Genomic DNA, 23222 nt, shown 5'->3' on the forward strand with positions numbered 1-23222 from the left:
CTTGCACCATGCGCGCGGCACTCCGCACCATCACGGGCGCCCTGCTGACCCTGTTCGTGTCCAGCCTGGTCATCTTCGTCGCCCTGGCGGCCTCTCCGGGCGACGCGGCCTCCCGGCTCGCCGGCTCCAGGGCCACCGCCGCGCAGATCGCGGCGATCCGCCACACCCACGGCCTGGACCAGCCCCTGCCCCTGCGCTACCTCCACTGGCTGGCAGGCTGTCTGCACGGCGACTTCGGAACCTCGCTCCAGTACCAGCAGAGCGTCTCCTCGCTCCTCGCACCCCGCGTCGGCCAGACCCTGGCCCTGGTCGGCCTGACCGCGCTGTTCATCCTGATCGGCGGGGTCGGCGCCGGGATCCTGGGAGCGGTGAGCCGACCCGGCTCCGTCGTGCTCCCCGTCCTGTCCGGGGTCGGAGTCGCCGTCCCGTCCTTCGTCGCGGCGGCCCTGCTCGTCCAGGTCTTCGCGCTCTGGCTGGGCTGGCTGCCCGCGATCTCCACCGGCGTCGGCGGACTGCGCGGGCTGGTCCTGCCCGCCCTCGCGCTCGCCCTGTCCTGGGCGGCCTACCTGGCCCAGGTCGTGCGCGCCGCCCTGCGGGAACAACTCGGCCAGGAGCACGTGGCCATCGCCCGCTCCCGGGGACTGAGCCCGGGCGGAGTCTTCCGCCGGCACGTGCTGCGCAACGCGGCGCCCGAGATCACCACGGTGTCCGGACTCGCGGTCGCCGGCCTGATCGCGGGCACGGTCGTGGTGGAGCAGGCCTTCGGTATCGGCGGCATCGGCTCGTTCCTGGTCCAGTCCGTGGCCGGCAAGGACAGCAACGTCGTCCTGGCGATCAGCCTGCTGATGGTGGCCGCCTTCATCGTCACCACCACCGCCACCGACCTTCTGCACCGCGCGCTCGATCCGCGGATCCGTGGCGCGGCCAAGACCCGCGAAAGGCAGGCCCGATGACCGCGACAGCACTCCCACTCCCCGCGGAAAGTCCCGGATGGCCCGGACGGCGCGGCCGCGTCGACGCCGTGTCGGCCGTGCTCGGCACCGCTCTGGTCCTCCTCGCCCTCGCCGCCGCGCTCGCCCCGCTGATCGCCCCGTACGATCCGGCGGCGACCGACATCCTGGCCGCCAACTCCGGTCCCTCCCCAGCCCATTGGCTGGGAGCCGACGACCTCGGCCGCGACGTCCTGTCCCGGCTGCTGTACGGCGCCCGCCTCAGCCTGCTCGGCCCCACGCTGATCATCGCGGCGGCCACCGTCCTCGGCACCGCTCTCGGTGTCGCATCCGCATGGCTGGGCGGCTGGTTCGACGCGATCACCACCCGGGTCCTCGACTTCTTCTTCGCCTTCCCCGGCCTGCTGCTGTCCGTCCTGGCCGTCGCGATGATCGGCACCGGCTTCCTCGCCCCGGTCACCGCGCTCGCCCTCGCGTACACGCCGTACATCGCACGCGTCACCCGCACCATCGCCGTACGCGAACGCAACCTCCCCTACATCGAGGCCTTGTGCACCCACGGCCTCGGCGGCTGGGCCATCTGCCTGCGCCACCTGGCCCCGGCCGTGTGGCCGGTGATCCGCGCCCAGGCCGCGATCGCCTTCGGCTCGGCGCTCGTGGACCTGGCTGCGGTCTCCTACCTGGGCCTGGGCGTCCATCCACCCTCCGCGGAATGGGGCCTGATGGTCGCCCAGGGCCAGTCGGCGCTGCTCGGCGGCGCACCCTGGCAGTCGCTGTCCGCGGGACTGCTGATCATCGTCGTCGTGCTCGCCGTCAACACCATCGGCGAACGGGCGAGCGACTCGGACCCGGCAGGAGTACGCGCATGAGAGCGTCGGTCAAGGAAGAGGAACTGCTCGACATCACGGGCCTTCGAGTCGGCCTGGCCGACGGAAGGACCGTCCTGCACGATGTCTCCTACGCCGTGCGGCCCGGTGAATCCCTCGGCCTGGTCGGCGAGTCCGGGTCGGGCAAGTCCATGAGCCTCAAGGCCGTGCTGCGCATGCTGCCCGCAGGGGCCCGTACAGAAGGCGGCGTCACCTTCGACGGACGCTCCGTGACCACCATGAACCCGCGCGAGCTGCGTGCCTTCCGGGCCGGCGAGGTGGCGATGATCCCGCAGGATCCGCGCGCCGCCGCCAACCCCGTGCGCACGGTCGGCGACTTCCTCACCGAAGTCCTGGTGCGGGCCCGTGGTGTTGCGCGCGGGCAGGCCACCGAACAGGCGATCCGGCATCTCGCCGACGTCGGCATCGCCGACGGGGAGCATCGGCTCCACCAGTATCCGCACCAGCTGTCGGGAGGTCTGCTCCAACGGGTGATGATCGCCGCGGCCCTGGCCGCCGAACCCCGGCTGCTGCTCGCCGACGAGCCCACCACCGCCCTCGACGTCACCACGCAGCAGGAGGTGATGGCCATCCTCGACGAGCAGCGCCGCCGGCATCACCTGGCCATGGTGCTGGTCACCCACGACCTCGACCTCGCGGCGGCGGTCACCGACCGCATCGCGGTGATGTACGCCGGCACCATCGTCGAACTCGCCCCCTCCAAGGGCCTGCACCACCACGCCCGACACCCCTACACCGCAGGCCTGTTGCGTTCCCGCCCGGCCATCGGCACCCGAGCTCGCCCGGTCAGCCTCCCCGGCCGGCCCCTGTCGGCCTTCGAGGCCGGGCCGGGATGCGTCTTCGCCGACCGCTGCGCCTTCGCCGAAGAAGACTGCCGCACGCAGCGGCCACGGCTCGAAGCGCACGGAACGCACCTGGTCGCCTGCCACCGCGCGGCCGAACTCACCGCCGCCGGAAGCCTCCTGGAGACGACGTCATGATCGAGACGGTCCTTCCCGCACTCGAAGCCACCGGCCTGCGCAAAGAGTTCCCCGGCGGCCGGATCGCGGTCGACGACGTGTCCCTGACCCTCCCGCCCGGTGGATCGATGGGCGTCGTCGGCGAGTCCGGTTCCGGCAAGACGACCGTCGCCCGGATGCTGGTCGGTCTCGAGACCCCGACAGCGGGCACCATCCAAATCGACGGCGAGCCGCTGATCACGGGAGGGCCCACGCGCCTCGGCCGCGCCGAGCGCCGCCGTCGCGCCTGCCGGATCCAGCTCGTCTTCCAGGACCCCTACACCTCCCTCGACCCGCGCCAGACCATAGGCCAGGGCATCGACGAGCTGTTGCGCCTGCATGAACCCGACCGCGACCGGCGCCGCACCCGCGCCACCGATCTCCTCGACCAGGTCGGCCTGGACGCACGTATGGCACGTTCGACGCCCAGCGCCCTGTCCGGTGGCCAGCGTCAGCGGGTGGCCATCGCCCGCGCCCTGGTCTCCCGGCCGAAGATCCTCGTCCTGGACGAGGCCGTCTCCGCGCTCGACGTGTCCATCCAGGCGCAGGTGCTCAACCTGCTCGCCGACCTGCGCGACGAACTCGGCATCGGCTATCTCTTCGTCACCCACGACCTGGCCGTCGCCCAGCAGGTCACCGACGAGCTGATCGTGATGCACCAGGGCCGGGTCGTCGAGCACGGCACCACCGACCAGGTGCTCACCGCGCCCGAACACCCCTACACCCGCGACCTGTTGGCAGCCGTCCCGCGCGAGGGCTGGCTGCCGACACGTCGACCGGCAACTCCTGGCTGAACCCGATATCCGCTTGCACAGCAACATCACTGCGGGTCAACGTCGTCCGACACCTGACGATGGCAGAGAATGATGACCATGCAGACCCACTCCGTCGACCACGAACTCATCCAGGCCGCGGCAGACGTCGCGCGCACTCGATGCCGGGGCGACAACCACACCATGGCAGCCGCGGCCCGCGCCCGGGACGGCCGGATCGTCACCGCGGTGAACGCGTACCACTTCACCGGAGGCCCCTGCGCCGAACTTGTCCTCATCGGCACGGCGGCCGCCCAGGGCGCCTACGAGCTCGACACGATCGTCGCCGTGGGCGACCGCGACCGAGGGGTCGTTCCCCCGTGCGGTCGATGCCGCCAAGTCCTTCTCGACTACTTTCCCGCCCTCAAGGTCATCGTCGGTGAGAACGAGCGCATCCGAACCGTCCGCATCACCGACTTGCTGCCCGAAAGCTACGTCTGGGCCGACCACCAGCTCGAGGCCGAGTAGACCGAAGGTCAGGGCAGCACGACGATCTTGCGTCCCTGGCCGGCGGCGAACCGGTCCAGCGCCTGGGGGTACTCCGCCAGCGGCAGCCGGTGGCTGATGAACACCTGCGGATCGAGCACCCCGGCCGCGAACAGTTCCGCCGCGCGCTCGTAGCTGTGCAGTACCGCCATGGAGCCGGTGATCGTGATCTCCTGGTTGTAGATGCGGTACGGCGAAATGGTGGCCGTCGTCGCGTAGTCGGAGACACCGAACTGGAGAAACGTGCCGGCCTTGGCGACCCGCTCCAGGCCGTCCTGGATGGCCGCGGCGTTGCCGGTCGCGTCGACGACCACGTCCCAGCCGGCCGGCCGCCCCAACTCGTCGGCCGAGAGCGCGGCTTGGGAACAGCCCAGCTTCTCGGCCGTCGCCAGCCGTTCCGGGTTGACGTCGACGACATCCACCGAAGCGGCACCGGTGCGCTTGGCCAGCTCCAGCATCATCAGGCCCATCGTCCCGCTGCCGTAGATCAGCACATGGGAGCCGAGCCTGGTGTTGAGCACGTCGTAGCCGCGCACGGCACAGGACAGCGGTTCGATCAGCGCCGCGTCCTGGACGTCCACATGGTCCGGCAGCCGTACACAGTTGGCGACGGGCGCCACGGCGTACTCGGCGGCGCCACCCGCAACGGTCACTCCGATCGCCTGCCACCGGTCGCAGAGGTTGTTGCGGCCGGCCCGGCAGTAGCGGCACTCGTTGCAGTACAGCGACGGGTCCACGGCGACCCGGTCGCCGATCGCGAGTTCGGTGACCTCACTGCCGAGGCCCACGACCTCCCCGGCGAACTCGTGGCCCGGCACGACCGGCAGGGTCGGTGCGAACTCGCCCTGGAGGATGTGCAGATCGGTTCCGCACAGCCCGCAGGCCGCCACCTGGACCACGACCTGGCGCGGCCCGGGAGTGGGGTCGGGCACCGTGGTGACGGTGACCTTGCCGGGGGCTTCGATGACAGCGGCTTTCACTTGACTGCTCCTAGGGACAGGCCGCGGACCAGTTTGTCCTGGGCGGCGAAACCGGCGATGAGGACCGGCAGGGAGACCAATGTGGCGGCGGCGCAGAGCCGGGCGAGGAACAGGCCCTCGCTGGTGATGAAGCCGACGAGGAAGACGGGCGCGGTCGAGGCGTTGGTCGCGGTCAGGTTGACGGCGAACATGAACTCGTTCCAGCTGAAGATGAAGCAGATCAGCGCGGTGGCGGCGAGTCCCGGCATGGCGACCGGCGCGACGATCCGCCACAGCACGGTGAGCAGGTTGGCGCCGTCGACCTCGGCGGCCTCCAGGATCTCCTTGGGCACCTCGGCGAGGAACGAGCGCATCATCCACACCGCGATCGGGAGGTTCATGGCGGTGTAGAGGACGATCAGCGTCCACACGTTGTCCAGCATCCCGGCGTCCTTGACGATCAGGTACACGGGCAGCAGGGCCGCGATGGCCGGCAGGAACTTGGTGGACAGGAAGAAGAACATCACGTCGGTCCACTTCTGGACCGGCTTGATGGACAGCGCGTAGGCCGTCGGCACCGCCAGGGCGAGCACCAGCAGCGTCGAAATCACGCTGGCCATGGCCGAGTTGAGGAGGAAGGGGGTGATGTCCCGGCTGAACAGCAGTTTGTACTGGTCGAGGGTGAGGGCGGCGAAGGGGGTCGGCGGGTTGGTCGCCGCGTCCGCCTCCTGGTGGAAGGAGGTGAGCACCATCCATGCCACCGGGGCGAAGAACGCCAGCGTGGCGAGCCAGGCGACGAAGGTCCACATCGGCGACAGCTTCGGCGCACCGCCGTGGTCGTCGCGGCGGCGGATGAGCTTCCTGAGCCTTGCGCCGGGCGTGGCGACGGCTGCGTGAGTCATCGGGACACCTCCTCGCGGAACAGCGACGCGATGGTGCGCAGCGCGAAGGTCGCGATCACGATCGAGCCGAGCACGACGACCACCCCGGCGGCGGCCGCCTGGCCGTACTCGTACTTGCGGAACATGGTCAGGTAGATCTCGTAGGGCAGGTTGGTCGTCTGCGAGCCGGGGCCGCCCTGGGTGATGGTGTAGACCGCGTCGAAGGTCTGCACGACGTAGATCGTGCCGAGCAGGACGCCCAGTTCGATGTACTGGCGCAGGTGGGGCAGGGTGATGTGGCGGAAGGTCGCCATGGCGGACGCCCCGTCGACGCGGGCCGCCTCCAGGACGTCACCGGGCTGCGCCTGAAGGCCGGCGAGGAGGATCAGCATCATGAAGGGGGTCCACTGCCAGACCAGTGAGACCACGACGGCGGGCATGGGGTAGGAGGACACCCAGTCGATCGTGGGGCCGTTGGCGGCTCCGAAAAGCCGGTACACGGCGTTGAGGGTGCCGTTGAGCAGGCCGTAGTCAGGGTTGTAGATGGCGTGCTTCCACAGCAGCGCCGCGGCGACCGGCATGACGAGGAACGGCGCTATGAGCATCGTCCGTGCCAGACCGCGGCCGAGGAACCGGCGGTCGAGCAGCATCGCGAGGCCGAGGCCGAGGACCACGCTGATCAGCACCACCGACGCGGTGAGCACGATGGTGTTGAGTACCGCTGTGCGCAGCCGCTCGTCGGTGAAGACGAACTTGAAGTTGGACAGGCCGATGAAGTGCCGGTCGCCCGGCTTGAGGATGTTCCACTGGAAGGTGGAGATGACGAGCGTGGCCACGAAGGGCAGTTGCGTGACGATGATCGTGAAGATCAGCGCCGGGAGCAGCGGGATGCGGCGCCGCCACTTGCCGGCGCCGGCGGACGTGCGCGGGCGGCTGGGCGGTGGTGCTGTCTTGGGAGGAGCGGTGAGCGCGGTCATGGGTGATTCCTCTGCCGGTGACGGCCGGGGTGGGGGAGGGGGCCCGGCCGGGGGGAGGACCGGCCGGGCGGTTCGAGCGGGTCACTTGTAGTTCTTGGCGACGTCCTCGGCGAGCTTCTGGCCGTCGTTCAGCGCCTTGTCCACGCTGGTCTTGCGGGCGATGGCTGCGGAGATCTCCTGGGTGACCTTGGTCCCCAGGTCCTGGAACTCGGGGACGGCCACGTACTGGATGCCCACCGTCGGCCTGGGCTGGACGCCCGGGTTGGCCGGGTCGGCTCCCTCGATGGACTTCAGGGTGATGTCACCGAACGACGCCGCGGCCTTCTGGTACTGCGGAATCTCGTACGTGCTGGCCCGCTTGCCGGCCGGGACGCGCGCCCAGCCGAGCTTCGCGCCGACCAGGTTCTCGTACTTCTTGCTGGAGGCCCACAGCATGAACTTCGAGGCGGCGTCGGCCTTCTTCGTGGTCTTGGGCATGGCCCACGCCCAACTCCACAGCCAACCGCTGCTCTTGGTCTCGACGGTCGGTGCGTAGGCGTAGCCGACATGGCCGGCGATCTTGCTGGCGCTGGGGTCCTCCAGGGAACCGGCCGCGCTGGTCGCGTCGTACCACATCGCGACCTTCTTCTGGCTCATGGCGTTGAGGCACTCGGTGAAGCCGGACTGCGCCGCTCCAGCCTCTCCGTGCTTCTTGACCAGGTCGACGTAGAAGTTGGTCGCCTTCTTGAACGCCGGGCTGTTGACCTGGGCCTTCCAGTCCTTGGTGAACCAGGTGCCGCCGAAGGTGTTGACCACGGAGGTCAGCGGCGCGCCGAGCTCGCCCCAGCCGGCCAGACCGCGCAGGCAGATGCCTCGCATGCCGGGCTCGGCGCCGTCGACCTTGGCGGCGATGCCGGCGATCTGCTGCCAGGTCGGGTGCTCGGGCACCGTGATGCCCTTCGCCTTCATGACGTCCTTGTTGTACATGAGGAAGGACGACTCGCCGTAGAACGGCAGGGCGTAGAGGTTGCCGTCGGAGCCGGACAGGGAGGTGACCATCGGCTTGAGCAGGTCGGCCTTGTCGAAGCTCGCGTCCTTGTCGGCGTAGGAGCCGAGTTCGTGCAGCCAGCCGTTCTTCTGCCAGATGGGCACCTCGTAGGCGCCGATGGTGGCGACGTCGTACTGGCCGGCCTGGGTGGCGATGTCCTGGGTGACCTTGTCGCGCAGTTCGTTCTCGGGAAGGATCGTGAAGTTCACCTTGATGCCGGTGTCCTTGGTGAAGGTGTCCTTCGTGAGCTTGGCGATGTCCTCCATCTGCGGGTTGCCGACCATCAGCACGTTGATGCTCTTGCCGCCGCCGGAGCCGGAGGAGCCGCCGGCCCCGCTACAGCCGGCCAGCAGTGAGCTCGCGGCCGTGGCCGTGACGAGGACATGGGTCATTCTTCTGGTGCGCATGACTGACTCCAGTGGGTGTTTCGAGGGCGTGGGGAACCAGGCCCCGGACGTGCGGGGCGGTGGGATACGGAGATGAACCGCGGCTCAGACGCGGATGACTTCGGGGCCCAGCAGTGAGTAGCGGTGAGCCTCGGAGGCGGGCAGGCCGGCGTCGGTGACGATCGCCTCGAACTCGGTGACGTCCGCGAAGCGGCAGAAACTCACGGCACCGAACTTCGTGTGGACCCCGGAGAACACCCGGCGCCTGGCGGCCCTGAGCACCTGGGCCTTGACCTCACTGACGGCGGGATCCGGCGTGGTGAGTCCGTACTCGCGGGAGATGCCGTTCGCGCCGACGTACGCCAGGTCGATGACGAAGCCGGACAGCATGCGGGTCGCCCAGTGGTCGACCGTGGCCAGCGTCCCGCCCCGCACCCGGCCGCCGAGCAGCAGCACGGTGATGTTCTGGGCGGAAGCCAGGTCACCCGCGGTGGCCAGGGAGGAGGTGACCACGGTCAGTGGCCGGTCGCGGGGCAGGGCGGCGGCGATGAGCTGCGGGGTGTAGCCCTCGTCGACGAAGACGGTCTCGGCGTCCCCCAGCAGCGCGGCCGCGGCGGCCGCGATCCGGGACTTCTCGGGGACGTGCATGGTGGTGCGGAAGGCGAGCGTGGTCTCGAAGCCCGCGCTCTCCACGGGATGGGCGCCGCCGTGGGTACGCCGGACCAGCCCGTGGTCCTCCAGCAGGTTCAGATCGCGCCTCACGGTCTCCTTCGAGACCCCGAGATCGGCGGCGAGCTTTCCGACGTCCACGGATCCAAAGCGGCGTGCTGTTTCCAGGATTCCGCGTCTTCGTTCCTCGGCGTCCACGGTGACACCTCCGTTCACGCTCCGCGCGTCGTGACTGCGCCGGCTCATTCCCGGAGCCCTACCCGTCGGGGTCCCGGTGGCCAAATTTCTACAAGGCGATCGCCCCTGGTGGCCAGGTTCGCCGTAGAGCGCTTCATGACCGAATGTGCCCGTTTTCCAGGACGGGGAGCCCCTGGACGACACCGTGGAGGGCTCCAGGACGTGGGAGGCCGCTGCCCGCCAGCCGACCGATTCGTGCCCGTTCGCTGCCTGTTCTCCCGAACGGATCCGGACATCCGGCTGGGATCCGGCCCCGCTACCCGGTCTCTCCGCCGTCGCGCGGCCGGAGGATTCCCGCTCTCGACTCGTTCTCCTTGATGCCCCGGGCCTCCTGGCCGCCGCCAGAAGGCCCGGGGCGGAACGTTGTCAGACGGCTCTGACAGCGGGTTCCAGGCCGGGCTTGTCCGCCGGCGGCCGGGGGTCGTCGTGATGCCTGAACAGTTTGCTGGGCCACCACATCCATCGACCCACGTCCAGGGTGAGCGCGGTGACCAGCACCGAGCGGACGATCATGGTGTCCAGCAGCACACCGAAGGCCACCGCGAACCCGAGCTCGGCCGCGAAGACCAGCGGCAGCGAGGCCATCGCCGCGAAGGTGCCGGCCAGTACCAGGCCCGCTGAGGTGATCACACCCCCGGTGGCGGACAGGCCCGTCAGCGCCCCGCGCCGGGTGCCGTACAGCAGTGCCTCTTCGCGCACCCGGGTGACGAGGAAGATGTTGTAGTCGATGCCCAGGGCGACCAGGAACACGAACGTGAGGAGCGGGAAGGAGGCTTCCGCCCCGGCGAAGTGGAACACGTGGTCGAACGCCAGACCGCTCACGCCGAGGGCCGCGCCGAACGACAGCACCACCGTCGCCATGAGCAGCAGCGGTGCGACGATCGCTCGCAGCAGCAGCGCGAGGATGAGGAACACCAGGACCAGCACGACGGGGATGATCACCTCGGAGTCGCGGGCGGCCGCCTCTTGTGTGTCGAGAATGACCGCCGTGTTGCCACCGACTCGGGCATCCGCACCCTCGATCCCGTGGACCGCGCTTCTGGCCCGCTCGACGGTGCGCATCGCGGCCGTGCTGCTGGGGTCGTCCTCGAGCTCCCCGAGCATGAAGGCCTCGCCATCCTTGATCATCGGCGTCGAGACGGCGGCGACTCCCGGGACGCCGGACAGCGCGGACCTCACCTGCTGCACCGAGGCGCTCTTGGCCACCACGTAGACCGGGTCACCCGACCCGGCCGGGAAGTGTCTGGACTGGATCTCCTCGCCGACGGCCGTCTGTGGCTTGTCGGTGAACTGGTCCTTGTTGGAAAGCCCGTCGGCCTTCAGCCCCAACGCCCCGATCGCCATGGCGCCGAGGACGAGCGCGGTGCCGATCCACACGATCCGCGGTCGGCCGGAGACGGCGGTGCCGACCCGGGTCCAGATGCCTTCCCCGGCTGCCCCGGCCGATCCGTACGACGGCTTCACCGGCCAGAAGATCCAGCGGCCGCAGATGACCAGCAGGGCCGGCATCAGGGTGACCATGGCCAGCAGCCCGACGAGGACGCCGACGGCACAGGCGGGCCCGAGTCCCTGGGTGGAGTTCAGGGTGGCCAGGGTCAACAGCATGAGGCTGACGGCGACGGTCGCGGCGCTGGCGATGATCGCGGGACCCGAGCGGTGCAGAGCCTGGGCCATCGCCTCGTGCCGGTCCTCGTGCCGCCCCAGCTCGTCTCGGTACCGCGAGATGAGCAGGAGCGCGTAGTCGGTGGCGGCGCCGAACACCAGCACGGTCAGAATGAAGCCGGTCTGCTTGTTGACGGTGAGTCCGGCGTTCTTCGCCAGCAGGTAGATCACCGCTTCCGACGTCACGAGGGCGCCGCCCACGGTCAGCAGCGGCAGCAGCGGGAGCACCGGGCTGCGGTAGGTGAGCAGCAGGATCACGACCACCACCGACGCGGTGATCGTGGTCAGGCCGCCTCCTGAGCTGAAGGCCTTGATCGAGTCGGATGCCTGGCCGGCCGGTCCGGTGACGTGGAACCCGAGGCCGCCCGTGTTCCGTTCGCCGACGTCGCTCATCGCGTCGACGACCTTCCCGATCCCTTCCCATCCCGTCTTGTCCTTGTGGATCTGGACCACGGTCTGGATGGCCTTGCCGTCCTGGGCCTTCACGGGACCCTGCGGCTGCCCCACGACGTTTTCGATGCCTTTGAAGGCTTCGGCATCGGCGCGGGCCTTGGCCATGTCGGCAGAGGTGATGCCCTCGGGCCGGTCGTAGATCACAATCGCGGGCAATGTGTCTGCGGGCTGGAACTTCTCGGCCCGGTCGACGACGCTGGTCGACTCCGCGTTGCCGGGCAGCCAGGCCGAGTTGTCGTTGTTCTCGACGTCGCCGAGCTTGCCGGCCAGCATCAGGGCCGGAACCAGCAGCGCCGTCCAGAGGAGCAGGACGACCCACTTCGCCACCCTGCCACTGGGCAAGGACGCCATCTTTCGCAGCATTGGATTCCCCCGTGTTCAGCCGACGTGAGAGAGCTTGTCGGGGTTGGCGATGGCGTAGATCCCGCACACCTGGTCGCCGTCCGGAGTGAGGTCGAGAACGAGGACGGCGAACGGGGTGTCGCCGGCGAACAGCAGCGCTGACGGGGCGCCGTTGACACGTCGGTAGGCGATCTCCAGCCCCGCGCCGGAGTGGGGCGCGAGGGCGGCGAGCAGCCGGGCGACCTTGTCCCGGCCGTGGAGCGGCCGCAGACCCCCCGCCGCCTTGCCTCCGCCGTCGCCCCACAGGGTCACCTCCGGCGCCAGGATCTGGAGGAGGGCCTCCAGGTCGCCGCCGAGCGCGGCGGCCAGGAATCGTTCGGTGACCTGTTGCCGGACCTGCGGGTCGGGTTCGTAGCGGGGGCGCCGGGCGTGGACGTGCTCGCGGGCGCGATGGGCGAGCTGGCGTATCGCCGAGGGACTGCGGCCGAGGATTCTCGCGATCTCGGTGTGGGCATAGCCGAACACCTCGTGCAGGACGAACACCGCGCGTTCCAGCGGAGTGAGGGTTTCCAGGACCACCAGCAGTGCCATCGACACCGACTCGGCGCGCACCGCCGCATCAGCGGCGTCGTCGGGGGCGGGCGTGTCCGTGAGGGGGCCGACGAGCGGCTCGGGCAGCCATGGCCCGACGTAGGCCTCACGGCGGCGGCTGAGGAGGGCCTGGTGGGAGAGGGCCCCGTTCACCGCGATCCGCACCAGGTAGGCGCGCGGGTGGTCGATCCGCTCCGTGTCGGGTGCCTGGCTTCTGGACGTCCACGACAGCCATGTCTCCTGCAACACGTCCTCCGTGTCGGCAACGCTGCCGAGCATGTTGTAGACGATGGAGAACAGCAGCTCTCGGTGGTCGTTGAACACCTGTGTCGCAGTGTTCGCCACTGGGTCTGGCGGGGTGTCGGACATCGCAGGGCCTCCCGTCGCGGTCGCATTCCGAACTCAGAGGCAGCCAGGCACCCGGAGTGTGACATCCACTCACGAAATGTGATCCACATCTCACCGATGGCCCGCGGTGCCATACGGACACCACGGCGGCAGGGTCAGTCGGGCGGTGCCGACAGATGGATCAGGATGCCGCACACCTCGTCCACGATCTCCCGGGCCTCCGTCTCGTCCTCGCAGTCGCCCAGCTCGCGCGCGGCCCCGCCGATGACGGTGGTCAGTACGCTCACCCGGACCCGGCCGGCGCGTCGCCGCTCGTCCACCTCCAGCAGCCGGGCGTTGCGTCGTACCCACGCGCGGTCCCACTGGCGGCGCAGCGCGTCGAAGCCGGCCGGGCCGTCGTCCTCCGTGAGGAGCCTGGCGAGCCTCCGGTTGTCCCAGGCGCCCCCCAGATACGCCCTGGCTCCGGCCACGAAGAGGGCGATGGGGTCGTCCACGCCACGGCTGCGCTCGACGGTCAGCGTTGCCGCGGTCCGGTGCTCCTGTTCCTCCCGGAACTCCTCCCACAACGCGAGGTAGAGCCCTCGCTTTCCGCCGTAGTGCTGGAAGAGACTGCCCACCGGGATGCCGGAGCGCGCCGCGATCTCGGTGAGACCGGCGTCGGTGTAACCGCGCTCGGTGAACACCTCCAGGGCGGCGTCCAGCAGCGCACGCCGGACCGTTCCCCGCTGCCCGGCGTGCTCCTCCGACACGATGCCGCTCACTGGCAGTCCTCACCTTCGCCGGCGCCGTCGCGGATGGCGAGGGCGACCAGTAGTTCCAGGAGGTCGGCGATCCGGCGCGGATTTCGGCCGGTGCGTTCCTCGATGCGGCGCAACCGGTAGTGCGCCGTGTTGTGGTGCACCCGCAGCCGGTCGGCGGCCAGCCGCAGATTGAGGTCCGCCTCCGCGAAGGCCCGTATGGTGGTCGCCAGCGTGTCGCCCCGTCTGCGGTCCTCCTCCAGCAGCACACGCACCCGGGGATCGACCAGTTGGCGGGCGAGGTCGTCGGCGCGCAGCGCCAGGTAGTCGAACGGGGACAGCCGCGGCAGCGCCGCCACCCCGCCGCCGCTCGGCACCAGGTCGAGAGCGGCCCGCGCCTCCTCGTACGCGCGCGGCAGTTCGGACGCGCCGCGGGCGACCGTGCTGATGCCCATGCAGAGCAGGGTGCCCTTCCGCGCGAGTCGCTCCTGAAGAGCCTCGAAGTGGGCGCATACGTCGTCAGCGTCCATGCCGGCCCGGAGCACGGGTACGGCCACCACCTCGCCGTGGCGCACGACGACCAGGGTCCGGCCGGCCCAGGGCCCGGCGACACTGATCGACGCGCTGGTGGCATACCCGTTCTCGGCCGAGGTGTGGTCCCCCGTGCGCGTGTCACCGACGCAGACCGCCACGACCGCCATCATCGGCGAGCGCGGTCCGATGCCGTACGCCTGTGCCGCGGCGAACAGCGGACCGCGCGACGGTGCCACGCCTGCCAGCAGCTGATCGAGGAGATCCCGGCGCTCCCGGTCCGCGTCCGCCACCACATGCTGCTGGTACTCGACGTACGCCTGCGCGGCATGGGTGCTGGCGTAGTCGACGTACCGCATCAGCGGGGTGACGAGGGACAGCGCGGCCTGCTGGGCCTCGGCGGACGTACCCGCGCAGTCCAGCAGCGCGTCCCACATCACTTGCCGGCCGACCCGGAAGGCACTGATCCAGTCCTCCAGCGCGAACCCGGCGCGTGCTCGGCGCATGGCTGCCGCCCGGCTGAAGACCAGGTCCTCGGCAGCGATGTCGCGGTCGCCGACCAGCGCCGCCAACTGCATCCGGTAGTGCTCCAGCACCTGTGCCCGCACCTCGTCGAAGAACCGGTCGTCCTGGAGTGCGTACGACGGGATCTCCGCGCGCATCACCTCGACGGCGGTCTCCGCCACCTCCTCGACCCGGTCGTGGACGGCGTGCAGGATCCGCCACCGCTCCCGGCGGAGCGGTTCGGAGAGCTGGGAAGCGCCCAGGGCGGGACCGCGAGGCATGGCGCCGATCGTCGCCGTCCACCTCGTGCTCCGTCAACAGGCTCGGTGTGAGACATCCCCCGGCACCTGTGCGCGGCGCACAGTCCGGCGACCGAGAACTTGGGTGTTCACACCCAATGTGCGGCCCGAACGCCCCCACCTACTGTGACGCTCGCCCACCCCCCCCAGCACGTCGGAAGGGGCGTCACTCATGCTCGCGGTCGACGGTATCACCGTGCGCTTCGGCGGGATCACGGCACTGGACGGTGTCGCGTTCACCGTCGAGCCGGGCACCGCCGTGGGGCTCATCGGTCCGAACGGAGCCGGTAAGACCACCTTGTTCAACTGCCTCACCAGGCGCTGCACTCCCGACGGGGGAGAAGTGCGGTTCGAGGACGAGGACCTGCTGGCCCTCCCCCCGCACACCGTCGCCGGGCGCGGCATCGCCCGCACCTTCCAGAACCTGGGCCTGTTCCCGCGGCTCACGGTCCGGGAGAACGTCATGGTCGGCGCCCACAGCCGGGGGCACACCGGACACCTCGCCGCGGCGCTCCGGCTGCCCCGCGTCCGGCGGGAGGAGAGGGAACTGCGTGACCAGGCGGACGACTTGCTACGACGGCTCGGTCTGGCGGACGTCGCCGACCACCCCGCCTCCGGGCTGCCGTTCGGCACGCTCAAACGCGTCGAACTCGCCCGGGCGCTCGCGGTACGGCCCCGGCTGCTGCTGCTCGACGAACCCGTCAACGGGCTCAGCCACGGCGAGGTCGGCCAATTCGCGGATCTGGTCCGGTCGGTGCGCCGGGATTTCGACCTCACGCTCGTGGTGGTCGAACACCACATGGGGTTCGTGATGGGGCTGTGCGACAAGGTCGTGTGCCTCGACTTCGGCCGCAAGATCGCGGAGGGGACGCCGGAGGAGATCCAGCGCGACCCGGCGGTCGTCGAGGCGTACCTGGGGGCGGCCGCATGACCGAGCCCACCACCAGCCGCACCGAGACAGCGGTGAACGCGGAGCCGGACTTCCTGAAGGTGGCGGGCCTGCACGCCGGATACGGCCAGGCCCGCGTGCTCCAGGGCCTCGACTTCTCCGTCGCCCGCGGTGAGGTGTGCGCGATCCTCGGACCCAACGGCGCCGGCAAGACCACGACGCTGCGGGCGCTGTGCGGCATGGTCCGCGGCCGCGGCTCGGTGACCCTGAACGGCACGGAACTGCTGGACCGCTCGCCCGAGCAGGCCGCCCGGCTCGGTGTGGCACACGTACCCGAGGGCCGGGGCACCTTCAACGACCTGACCGTCGAGGAGAACCTGCGCGTCGGCGCCCACCTGCGTACCGGTCTTCGGCGGCGCGGCCGTGCCGAGCGCGCGGCCGTGGCGGCCGACCTGGAACGGATCTACGACTACTTCCCCCGGCTGCGCCAGCGGTCGCGTCAGGCCGCCGGCAGCCTCAGCGGCGGGGAGCAGCAGATGCTCGCCATCGGCAGGGCGCTGATGCCGCGGCCCTCGCTGCTGCTCCTGGACGAGCCGTCCCTGGGGCTCGCGCCACTGGTCACCCGTGAGCTGTTCGAGATCGTCCGTGCCGTCAACGAGGAGGAACACACCACCGTGGTCGTCGTCGAGCAGAACGCCCGGCTCGCGCTGGACATCGCGCACCGGGCCCATGTACTGGAGGCCGGCCGCCTGGTGCTGTCCGGACCGGCCGCGCGGATCCGCGAGGACGGGCAGGTCGCCGAGGTGTACCTCGGTGTCTCCGTCCGCTCCGGGAAGGCCGGGTGAGCGCCGTGACCGATCTCCTCCAGCAAGTGGTGGAAGGACTGGGCTCCGGCGCGGTGTACGCCAGTCTGGCGCTGGCCCTGGTACTGATCCACCGGTTCACCGGGATCGTCAACTTCGCGCAGGGCGAGCTGGCCATGCTCTCCACGTACGTCGCCTGGCAGCTGGTGGCGTCCGGGATGCCGTTCTGGCTGGCGCTGCCGGTCACCCTCGCGGTGTCCTTCGCCGGCGGCATGCTGGTCGAACGGATCGTCATCCGCCCAGTGCGGGGCGCGCCCGAGCTGACGGTCGTCATCGTCACGGTCGGCCTGTTCATCTTCGTCAACGCGCTGGCCGGCCTGATCTGGTCGTTCACCGTGAAGGACTTCCCGCAGCCGTTCCCCGACGGCGGGCTCGACCTGGCCGGGGTGCGCGTGGACTGGTCGACGCTCGGGATCATCGGCGTGGTGGCCGTCGTGATGGGGCTGCTGTATCTGCTGTTCCAGCACACCTCCATCGGCCTGGTGATGCGGGCGGTCGCCTGCAACCCGGCCTCCGCCCGGCTGTCGGGCATTCGGGTGGGCCGGGTGCTGATGCTCGGCTGGGGGCTGGCCGCCACGGTCGGCGCGGTGTCGGGCGTGCTCGTCGCCCCGGTGCTGTTCCTGGAGCCCAACATGATGGGCGGGGTACTGATCTACGCCTTCGCCGCGGCCACCCTCGGGGGCTTCGACAGCCCGGTCGGCGCGGTCGTCGGCGGCCTGTTCGTGGGGGTCGCCGAAACGCTGACCGGGGCGTACGTGGACGTGATCGGTGCCGACCTGAAGGTGGGCGTCCCCCTGGTGATCATTCTGGCGGTGCTGCTGGTGCGGCCCCAGGGCCTCTTCGGACGGGCGGCGGTGGAGCGCGCATGAGCACGGTCACCGCAACACTCGGCACGGACCGCGCACGCCACCTGGGAGCCGCGCTCACCGTACTGCTCGCGGCAGCGCTCACCGTCGGCGCGCCGTTCTACTTCGCCCCCTTCCAGGTCTTCCAGCTGACCATGGTGCTCCTGTACGCCGTCGCGCTGGCCGGTCTGAACCTGCTGGTCGGTTTCGGCGGGCAGATCTCGCTCGGGCACGGCGCGTTCTTCGCGGCGGGGTCCTACACGGCGGCGGTCATGCTCGACCGGTACGACACCGGCCACCTGGCCACGCTGCCGGTCGCGGCCGCCGGATGCTTCCTGCTGGGCCTGGGGTTCGGAGTGCCCGCGCTGCGGCTGCGCGGGCTGTACCTGGCCCTGGTCACCCTCTCGTTCGCGGTGTTCCTGCCGCCCCTGCTCAAGCGGCTCGAACCGGTGACAGGCGGGTCGATGGGCCTGACCGTGGACAAGTTGCGGCCGCCCGCGTGGAGCGGTCTGGCCGAGGACCAGTGGATGTACTTCGTGGTCCTCGCCGTCACCGCGGTGGCCCTGCTGCTCGCCCGCAACCTGCTGCGGTCCCGCGTCGGCCGGGCACTGCTCGCCGTGCGGGACGACGAGAGCGCCGCCGAGGTCTTGGGCGTGCGGCTGTCGCTGCACAAGACCCTCGCCTTCGCGTGGAGCGCGATGTTCGCGGGTGTCGCCGGGTGTCTGTACACCTGGGTGATCGGTTTCGTCTCGCCGGACTCCTTCAGCTTCGTGCTGTCCATCACCCTGCTGGCCGGCCTGGTGGTCGGGGGGCTCGGCTCGCTGTACGGCCCCCTGCTGGGGGCGGCGTTCGTGATGTACGTGCCGAGCGTCTCCCAGGACGTCAGCGAGGCGGCACCGGGAGTGGTGTTCGGCCTGCTGATCATCACGGTGATGTTCGTGGCCCCGACGGGACTGGCCGGTCTGCCGGGCCGTGTCCTGGGCGCTGTCGCCCGTCGCCTGCCCCGCACCACCGCCACCCCCGAGCGGACGCCCGAGACCGCACCCGATGCGGAACCGGAGTCCCGGGCCGGATCGGGACCCGCCACGACCCCCGCCCCTGCCGACCCCGCAGTTGCCGACGCCGAACCAGTGGGCGCACCGCCCCGTACGGAAAAGGAATGAATCACATGCGCAAGACGACCGCTCTGCGGGCCGCCGCGGCCGTGACCGCCGCCCTGCTCACCGCGACCGCCTGCAACAGCCGACGAGGACAGGACGCCCAGGACACCGCCGCCGGTGGCGCGTGCAAGGGCCAGCAGACCACCGGCATCACCGACAGCACCATCAAGCTCGGCGGGATCTACCCGCTGTCAGGCCCCGCCTCCGCGTACGGCACGATCAGCAAGGGCGTCGCCGCCTACTTCAAGTACGTCAACGACAAGGGCGGCATAGACGGCCGCAAGGTGCAGTTCATCGTCCGCGACGACGGCTACCAGCCGCCCAAGGCGGTCGAGGAGGCCCGCAGACTCGTCGAGCAGGAGAAGGTCTTCGCCGTGTTCCAGACCCTGGGCACCCCGTCCACGGCTGCCGTCTGGGACTACCTCAACCAGCAGAAGGTGCCCCAGCCCTTCGTCGCCACGGGTGCCTCCGTCTGGGGCACGGACGACAAGCACCCCTGGACCATCGGGTGGCAGCCCAACTACGTGGCCGAGGCACGGGTGTACGCGAAGTACCTCAAGGACGACCGGCACAAGGCCAGGGTGGCGGTCCTCTATCAGAACGACGACTTCGGCAAGGACCTGCTCGGCGGGTTCAAGAAGGCCGTCGCAGGCAGCGGCGTCAAGGTGGTCGCCGAGGAGAGCTACGAGGTCACCGACCCGTCCGTGTCGGCACAGATGGCGAACCTCGCCCGCTCCAAGGCGGACGTGCTGCTGGACGTCACCACCCCCAAGTTCGGCAGCCAGGCCCTCGCCGCCGACGCCAGGAACACCAGGTGGAACCCGCTGCACATCGTGAACAACGTGGCCTCGTCCGCCGCCGTGCTCCAGCCCGTCGGGTTCAAGAACGTGCAGGGCGTGGTCTCGGCGACCTACTTCAAGGACCCCGCCGACCCGCAGTGGGCGAACGACCCCGAGATGAAGACCTACACGAACGCCCTGCACAAGTACGCCCCGGACGCCGACCCGGCCAACCAGTTCAACGCCTATGGCTGGGCCGTCGCCTCCAGCCTGCACAAGGCCCTGGACGCGATGAAGTGCCCGACCAGGGAAGGGCTGAGGGACGCGGTGCGCAACCTGAAGGACGTGAAGGTGGGCCTGCTGCTGCCCGGGGTCACCATGTCCACGGGCCACGGCGACGCCTTCCCGCTCGAGACGATGCAGCTGATGCGGTTCAAGGGCGAGCGGTGGCAGCTGTTCGGCAAGCCGGTGGACACCCGCGAGGAGTTCGGCCCGCTGACGAACTGAACCGGCGGGGGCGGTCCCGGTCGATGCCCTCAACCCTGAGGACCGCCCCCGCCCCGTCGACCGGCGGCACGGCGGACAGGCGCCACGTGCTCAGACGGCGCTCAGCCCCCCGTCCACCACCAGGCTCTGCCCGGTGATGTAGGAGGCGCGTTCGGAGAGCAGGAACGTGACCGCCTCCGCCACCTCCCAGGCGGTGCCCTGGCGTCCGAGCGGTATGCGGCTGAACGAGGTGGCACGCGACGCCCGCCGGGCCGAGGCCTCGCGTCCCATCGGAGTGTCGATCAGCCCCGGGACGACCAGGTTGGCGCGGATCCCGCGCGCCCCACCCTCCTTGGCGACATGGCGGGTGAGACCGAACAGGCCTGCCTTGGAACTGTCGTAGGCGGGTGAGCCGGTGGCCGCGCGCAGCCCGGCCACGGAGCCGACGAAGACGATCGAGCCCCCGTCGGCGATCACGGGCAGTCCGTACTTGGCGGCGAGGAAGGGAGCGCTCAGATTGAGCGAGAGCACGCGTTCCCACTGCTGCGGTGAGGTCTCCGCCAGGCCCACGCCGAGGCCCATGCCGACGTTGACCACGAGCGCGTCGAGCGCGCCGAGTTCGCGGAGGGCCTCGGCGACCATGGCCGAGGACTGGCCGGGATCCGTGGCGTCACCGACCACGGGGAGGCCACGGACGCCCTCCTCACCGACCAGCGCGGCGGTGGCCGCCGCGGCGGAGGGGGAGACGTCGGCGCAGGCCACGGAGGCTCCCTCGCGGGCGGCGAGCACGGCCACCGCCCGCCCGTTGCCCACCGGGGCCTTCGGATCGTCGGTGGGGCGGGTGCCCGCGCCGATGACCAGGACGCTCCGGCCGGCCAGGAGGCCGACGGGGTGGGCCGCTTCGTTCCGGGACTCAGGCATCCCCCTGTGCCCCTTCCGTCGCGTCCGAGCCGGTTGTGGTGGGCGTCGGCAGAGTCTCCGTCTCAAAGCCGGGTTCGAGCCGGGTCCCGGCAGAGTTCAGGAAGAACGCGACCATGTGGTATTGACCGACGAGCATGGTGACCTCGATCAGCTGCGCCTCGTCGTGGTCGGTGGCGAGCGCGGACCAGGTGGCCGCGGACAGGCGTGCGTCCCGGTGCAGTTCGTCGGCGGCACGCAGCAGGGTGGCGTCGGCCGGTGTCCACCCCGGGGCGTCCGGACCCGCGCCGACCCGCCGGATCTCCTCGTCGGTGACCCCGGCGGTCCGGGCCAGCGGCACATGGCGCCCCCATTCGTAACCGGCCCGGGTGTTGCACGCGGTGCGCAGGATCAGCAGTTCCCGGGTCCGGGCCGGAAGACGGCCGTCGCGCAGCAGATGGCTGCCGAACGGCAGGAAGTACCGGAAGAGGTCGGGGTGCCGCACCAAGGTGGTGAAGACGTGGGCGACCTGGCCGTCGGCGTCCCGGGGGATCGGGGAGAGCAGCTCCCGGGTGGACGGGTCCCAGCGGTCCTCGGGCAGGGGCGCGAGCCGCGGCCCGGTGTCGGCCGCGGCCGAGGGGGCTCGGTGATGGTGCTCGTCGGTCATGACGGTCTCCGCTTCGGTCGTCAGGGTGGGGCGGTGGTACGAGGGCGGGTCCGGGCGCGGCCGCTCGGCGTCTTGCCGTGTGTGCGCCGGTGCGCTCCTTCCGCCGTCGTGCCACTGTGCTTTCGGCGGCGGGGGGTTGTCGACGGCTTCCCGGCCAAGGCCGGAGGTCGGCATATTGTTGAGGTGTACAACGGTCGGTACCGGAGGGGCGCAGGTGAGGTCCATGCCCGTACAGTCGCGTGCGACGGCGCCTCTCGAACGGGTCATCGCCGCCATGGCCGCGCAGCAGTGGCACCTGGGCGGGCGCCTGCACGCGGATCTGGCGGGCCACATCCCCTCCTACCGCGCGGTCCCGCGGGAACTCCTGGACGAGATCTGGCATCGGCACTTCCAGCGGGCTCTCACGGTGCTGCGAGCGGGGACGGTGCCCGCGCCGGAGGACTTCGACGAAGCCGATGTGGCCCGGGACCGGGCCGCCCGGGGTGTGCCGCTCAGCGACGGGCTCCGCGCTTTTCGCCGGGCGCTGAGCGCGATACGGGATCTGTTCATCGCGGAGGCGACCCGACGCGAGCTGGACCCCGGCCTCATCGTCGACCGCACCAAGTGCCTGTGGGAGCTCGCGGACGTCGCGAGCCTGCGGATCACCGCCGTCCACCGGCAGGCGGAGGTCGCCTCCGCCCTGCTCGACGCCCGCCGCCGCGCCGACTTCCTTCGCGGGTTGCTCCACGGGACGCTGAGCACGGCGGAGATCCACAGCGGTGCGGCGATCTACGGACTGGACCCGTCGCGGCCGTACCGGGCCATCAGGGCTGTTTCGAACGGCGACGTCGCTCCGGACGCGCTGGAACGCTCCCTGGAGTTCCACGGCCGCAGGCACGGACGAGGAGCGCTGTTCATCGTGCTGGACGAGGCGGTCGCCGGAGTCGTCGAGGCAAAGCCGGAGCTCGGTGACCTGGAGGTGACGGCGGGGCTCGGTCCGCCGACGGACCTGGCCGCGGCGCACCGCTCTTTCCGCGCCGCCGGCAGGCTGCTGGAAGCCGCCCGTGCGTACGCTCTGCGCGGTGTGTACGACCTGAGCGACCTGTCCTGGCGGGTGGCCGTCGTCGCCGAACCGGAACTCGCCGAGCTGCTGCTCGAACGCTATCTGCGCCCACTGGAGGCGGAGGGGGAGTTCGGTGCGCTCATCGAGGAGTCGGTGCGGGGATACCTGGAGAAGGGACGGCGCATCCGCGAAGTCGCCCGCGGCGCACACGTCCACGTCAACACCGTCCGCTACCGGCTGCGTCGTTTCGAGGAGCTGACCGGCACCAGCCTGGACGCTCCGGACACCGCGGTGGAGCTCAGCTGGGCGCTGGCGGCACGCGAGCTCAGGACATCCCCACGCGAGCTCTCGGGTCCGGACTCGCCGTCGATCATGCGCTGACCGCGCCTGTGGTCCTCGTCGATCCGCGCGATCTGCCGGCGGCAAAGGACGAGGTCCTCTCCCGCCTGGACGACCTGGTCACCCTGCTGTCGGCCGAACAGGAAGCAGTCAGCGAACCGCCCGTGGGCGAGCAGGTGGTCGGTGCCACCTGGCTGTACGCCGTGTACGACCCGATCTCCCGCCGGTGCTCCGTGGCACGCGCCGGTCACCCGCCGCCGGTGGCGACCGCTCCCGACGGCCAGGCGGCTCCGCTCGATCTGCCCGCCGACCCACCACTCGACCTGGGCGGACTGCCGTTCGAGGCGCCCCAGCGACGATGTCGCGTCCTGGCGTGGTCACCAACGTCCATCGGTACGCCGGCGGCCCTGCGACCTGGCTCAGACGGCCGAACGCTGGGGCATCCGCTACACCCGCGACGGCAGGGCCATGCGGACCGGACAACCACTGACCGGCACACTCACCTGACCGCCTCAGGCC

22 protein-coding genes and 1 pseudogene are annotated in these 23222 nt (G+C 70.5%); 12 read left to right on the forward strand and 11 right to left on the reverse strand.

Annotated features, from left to right (window positions below; translation table 11 throughout):
* Positions 1-8 precede the first annotated feature (8 nt).
* The 5 genes from ABZ915_RS43015 to ABZ915_RS43035 all read left to right on the forward strand — a co-directional run bounded on the left by ABZ915_RS43015 (position 9) and on the right by ABZ915_RS43035 (position 4115).
* Positions 9-953, forward strand: a complete 945-nt coding sequence (locus tag ABZ915_RS43015; protein WP_361815060.1) for an ABC transporter permease — start codon at positions 9-11, stop codon at positions 951-953.
* Positions 950-1819, forward strand: coding sequence for an ABC transporter permease (locus tag ABZ915_RS43020; RefSeq protein WP_361815063.1), 870 nt, complete (start codon positions 950-952; stop codon positions 1817-1819). Before ABZ915_RS43015 ends, ABZ915_RS43020 begins: the two co-directional genes overlap by 4 nt.
* The gene (locus ABZ915_RS43025; RefSeq protein WP_361815066.1) at positions 1816-2817 is read left to right on the forward strand and encodes an ABC transporter ATP-binding protein; all 1002 of its coding nucleotides are present in this window, start codon (positions 1816-1818) and stop codon (positions 2815-2817) included. The genes ABZ915_RS43020 and ABZ915_RS43025 overlap by 4 nt, the downstream gene beginning before the upstream one ends.
* A complete protein-coding gene (locus ABZ915_RS43030) occupies positions 2814-3629 on the forward strand; it encodes an ATP-binding cassette domain-containing protein (RefSeq protein WP_361815069.1) in 816 nt (271 codons plus the stop codon). The genes ABZ915_RS43025 and ABZ915_RS43030 overlap by 4 nt, the downstream gene beginning before the upstream one ends.
* 72 nt (positions 3630-3701) lie before the next feature.
* The gene (locus ABZ915_RS43035; protein ID WP_361815235.1) at positions 3702-4115 is read left to right on the forward strand and encodes a cytidine deaminase; all 414 of its coding nucleotides are present in this window, start codon (positions 3702-3704) and stop codon (positions 4113-4115) included.
* A gap of 8 nt (positions 4116-4123) precedes the next feature.
* Here the strand turns inward: ABZ915_RS43035 and ABZ915_RS43040 are convergent, their stop codons facing one another.
* The 9 genes from ABZ915_RS43040 to ABZ915_RS43080 form a co-directional block, all read right to left on the reverse strand.
* The gene (locus tag ABZ915_RS43040; RefSeq protein WP_361815072.1) at positions 4124-5113 is read right to left on the reverse strand and encodes a zinc-dependent alcohol dehydrogenase family protein; all 990 of its coding nucleotides are present in this window, start codon (positions 5111-5113) and stop codon (positions 4124-4126) included.
* Positions 5110-5901, reverse strand: a complete 792-nt coding sequence (locus tag ABZ915_RS43045; protein ID WP_361815238.1) for a carbohydrate ABC transporter permease — start codon at positions 5899-5901, stop codon at positions 5110-5112. Before ABZ915_RS43045 ends, ABZ915_RS43040 begins: the two co-directional genes overlap by 4 nt.
* Before the next feature lie 89 nt (positions 5902-5990).
* Positions 5991-6950 carry a sugar ABC transporter permease gene (locus ABZ915_RS43050; RefSeq protein WP_361815075.1) on the reverse strand — a complete coding sequence of 320 codons (960 nt, stop codon included), beginning with the start codon at positions 6948-6950 and terminating at the stop codon, positions 5991-5993.
* 81 nt (positions 6951-7031) lie between these two features.
* Positions 7032-8384, reverse strand: a complete 1353-nt coding sequence (locus ABZ915_RS43055; protein ID WP_361815078.1) for a sugar ABC transporter substrate-binding protein — start codon at positions 8382-8384, stop codon at positions 7032-7034.
* 84 nt (positions 8385-8468) lie between these two features.
* Positions 8469-9278 (reverse strand): DeoR/GlpR family DNA-binding transcription regulator, encoded by an 810-nt coding sequence (locus tag ABZ915_RS43060; protein ID WP_361815081.1) that lies wholly within the window; start codon positions 9276-9278, stop codon positions 8469-8471.
* Positions 9279-9635: 357 nt separating this feature from the next.
* Complete coding sequence (locus ABZ915_RS43065; protein WP_361815084.1) at positions 9636-11747, reverse strand: MMPL family transporter; 2112 nt, start codon at positions 11745-11747, stop codon at positions 9636-9638.
* A gap of 15 nt (positions 11748-11762) precedes the next feature.
* The gene (sigJ, locus tag ABZ915_RS43070) at positions 11763-12686 is read right to left on the reverse strand and encodes an RNA polymerase sigma factor SigJ (RefSeq protein ID WP_361815087.1); all 924 of its coding nucleotides are present in this window, start codon (positions 12684-12686) and stop codon (positions 11763-11765) included.
* A gap of 134 nt (positions 12687-12820) precedes the next feature.
* Positions 12821-13426 carry a TetR/AcrR family transcriptional regulator gene (locus tag ABZ915_RS43075; RefSeq protein WP_361815089.1) on the reverse strand — a complete coding sequence of 202 codons (606 nt, stop codon included), beginning with the start codon at positions 13424-13426 and terminating at the stop codon, positions 12821-12823.
* A complete protein-coding gene (locus ABZ915_RS43080; protein ID WP_361815091.1) occupies positions 13423-14718 on the reverse strand; it encodes a helix-turn-helix domain-containing protein in 1296 nt (431 codons plus the stop codon). Before ABZ915_RS43080 ends, ABZ915_RS43075 begins: the two co-directional genes overlap by 4 nt.
* Before the next feature lie 190 nt (positions 14719-14908).
* Here ABZ915_RS43080 and ABZ915_RS43085 point away from each other — a divergent pair, with 190 nt between their 5' ends.
* From ABZ915_RS43085 to ABZ915_RS43105, 5 genes are read left to right on the forward strand one after another with little or no spacing between them, the layout of a single operon-like run.
* Entirely contained in the window at positions 14909-15667 is a 759-nt protein-coding gene (locus ABZ915_RS43085) for an ABC transporter ATP-binding protein (RefSeq protein WP_361815094.1), read from the forward strand.
* Positions 15664-16470 (forward strand): ABC transporter ATP-binding protein, encoded by an 807-nt coding sequence (locus ABZ915_RS43090; protein WP_361815097.1) that lies wholly within the window; start codon positions 15664-15666, stop codon positions 16468-16470. The genes ABZ915_RS43085 and ABZ915_RS43090 overlap by 4 nt, the downstream gene beginning before the upstream one ends.
* On the forward strand, positions 16467-17357 hold the full coding sequence (locus tag ABZ915_RS43095; RefSeq protein WP_361815100.1) for a branched-chain amino acid ABC transporter permease: 891 nt from the start codon (positions 16467-16469) through the stop codon (positions 17355-17357). The genes ABZ915_RS43090 and ABZ915_RS43095 overlap by 4 nt, the downstream gene beginning before the upstream one ends.
* On the forward strand, positions 17354-18496 hold the full coding sequence (locus ABZ915_RS43100; RefSeq protein WP_361815103.1) for a branched-chain amino acid ABC transporter permease: 1143 nt from the start codon (positions 17354-17356) through the stop codon (positions 18494-18496). Before ABZ915_RS43095 ends, ABZ915_RS43100 begins: the two co-directional genes overlap by 4 nt.
* Positions 18497-18501: 5 nt before the next feature.
* Positions 18502-19779, forward strand: coding sequence for an ABC transporter substrate-binding protein (locus tag ABZ915_RS43105; RefSeq protein ID WP_361815105.1), 1278 nt, complete (start codon positions 18502-18504; stop codon positions 19777-19779).
* A gap of 90 nt (positions 19780-19869) precedes the next feature.
* Here ABZ915_RS43105 and ABZ915_RS43110 read toward each other — a convergent pair whose 3' ends face one another.
* On the reverse strand, positions 19870-20679 hold the full coding sequence (locus tag ABZ915_RS43110) for an SDR family oxidoreductase (protein WP_361815108.1): 810 nt from the start codon (positions 20677-20679) through the stop codon (positions 19870-19872).
* A complete protein-coding gene (locus tag ABZ915_RS43115; RefSeq protein ID WP_361815110.1) occupies positions 20672-21322 on the reverse strand; it encodes a carboxymuconolactone decarboxylase family protein in 651 nt (216 codons plus the stop codon). Before ABZ915_RS43115 ends, ABZ915_RS43110 begins: the two co-directional genes overlap by 8 nt.
* 223 nt (positions 21323-21545) lie before the next feature.
* Between ABZ915_RS43115 and ABZ915_RS43120 the strand changes: the two genes are divergently transcribed.
* Positions 21546-22745, forward strand: a complete 1200-nt coding sequence (locus ABZ915_RS43120; RefSeq protein ID WP_361815113.1) for a helix-turn-helix domain-containing protein — start codon at positions 21546-21548, stop codon at positions 22743-22745.
* A gap of 47 nt (positions 22746-22792) precedes the next feature.
* Positions 22793-23050 (forward strand): annotated as a pseudogene (locus tag ABZ915_RS43125) (SpoIIE family protein phosphatase); the annotation flags it as partial.
* Between the last annotated feature and the right edge of the window lie 172 nt (positions 23051-23222).

This window comes from Streptomyces sp. NPDC046915, from assembly GCF_040644935.1.
In the GTDB taxonomy this organism is placed as follows: Bacteria; Actinomycetota; Actinomycetes; order Streptomycetales; family Streptomycetaceae; genus Streptomyces.

Excerpts from the sequence above, each read along its gene's own strand:
- sigJ (WP_361815087.1), bottom strand. The coding sequence starts at position 12,686 with ATGTCCGACACCCCGCCAGACCCAGTGGCGAACACTGCGACACAGGTG.
- ABZ915_RS43065 (WP_361815084.1), bottom strand. The coding sequence starts at position 11,747 with ATGCTGCGAAAGATGGCGTCCTTGCCCAGTGGCAGGGTGGCGAAGTGG.
- ABZ915_RS43020 (WP_361815063.1), top strand. The coding sequence starts at position 950 with ATGACCGCGACAGCACTCCCACTCCCCGCGGAAAGTCCCGGATGGCCC.
- ABZ915_RS43105 (WP_361815105.1), top strand. The coding sequence starts at position 18,502 with ATGCGCAAGACGACCGCTCTGCGGGCCGCCGCGGCCGTGACCGCCGCC.
- ABZ915_RS43055 (WP_361815078.1), bottom strand. The coding sequence starts at position 8,384 with ATGCGCACCAGAAGAATGACCCATGTCCTCGTCACGGCCACGGCCGCG.
- ABZ915_RS43120 (WP_361815113.1), top strand. The coding sequence starts at position 21,546 with ATGCCCGTACAGTCGCGTGCGACGGCGCCTCTCGAACGGGTCATCGCC.
- ABZ915_RS43025 (WP_361815066.1), top strand. The coding sequence starts at position 1,816 with ATGAGAGCGTCGGTCAAGGAAGAGGAACTGCTCGACATCACGGGCCTT.
- ABZ915_RS43110 (WP_361815108.1), bottom strand. The coding sequence starts at position 20,679 with ATGCCTGAGTCCCGGAACGAAGCGGCCCACCCCGTCGGCCTCCTGGCC.
- ABZ915_RS43115 (WP_361815110.1), bottom strand. The coding sequence starts at position 21,322 with ATGACCGACGAGCACCATCACCGAGCCCCCTCGGCCGCGGCCGACACC.
- ABZ915_RS43085 (WP_361815094.1), top strand. The coding sequence starts at position 14,909 with ATGCTCGCGGTCGACGGTATCACCGTGCGCTTCGGCGGGATCACGGCA.
- ABZ915_RS43060 (WP_361815081.1), bottom strand. The coding sequence starts at position 9,278 with ATGAGCCGGCGCAGTCACGACGCGCGGAGCGTGAACGGAGGTGTCACC.
- ABZ915_RS43035 (WP_361815235.1), top strand. The coding sequence starts at position 3,702 with ATGACCATGCAGACCCACTCCGTCGACCACGAACTCATCCAGGCCGCG.
- ABZ915_RS43080 (WP_361815091.1), bottom strand. The coding sequence starts at position 14,718 with ATGCCTCGCGGTCCCGCCCTGGGCGCTTCCCAGCTCTCCGAACCGCTC.
- ABZ915_RS43100 (WP_361815103.1), top strand. The coding sequence starts at position 17,354 with ATGAGCACGGTCACCGCAACACTCGGCACGGACCGCGCACGCCACCTG.
- ABZ915_RS43090 (WP_361815097.1), top strand. The coding sequence starts at position 15,664 with ATGACCGAGCCCACCACCAGCCGCACCGAGACAGCGGTGAACGCGGAG.
- ABZ915_RS43050 (WP_361815075.1), bottom strand. The coding sequence starts at position 6,950 with ATGACCGCGCTCACCGCTCCTCCCAAGACAGCACCACCGCCCAGCCGC.
- ABZ915_RS43030 (WP_361815069.1), top strand. The coding sequence starts at position 2,814 with ATGATCGAGACGGTCCTTCCCGCACTCGAAGCCACCGGCCTGCGCAAA.
- ABZ915_RS43015 (WP_361815060.1), top strand. The coding sequence starts at position 9 with ATGCGCGCGGCACTCCGCACCATCACGGGCGCCCTGCTGACCCTGTTC.
- ABZ915_RS43045 (WP_361815238.1), bottom strand. The coding sequence starts at position 5,901 with ATGTGGACCTTCGTCGCCTGGCTCGCCACGCTGGCGTTCTTCGCCCCG.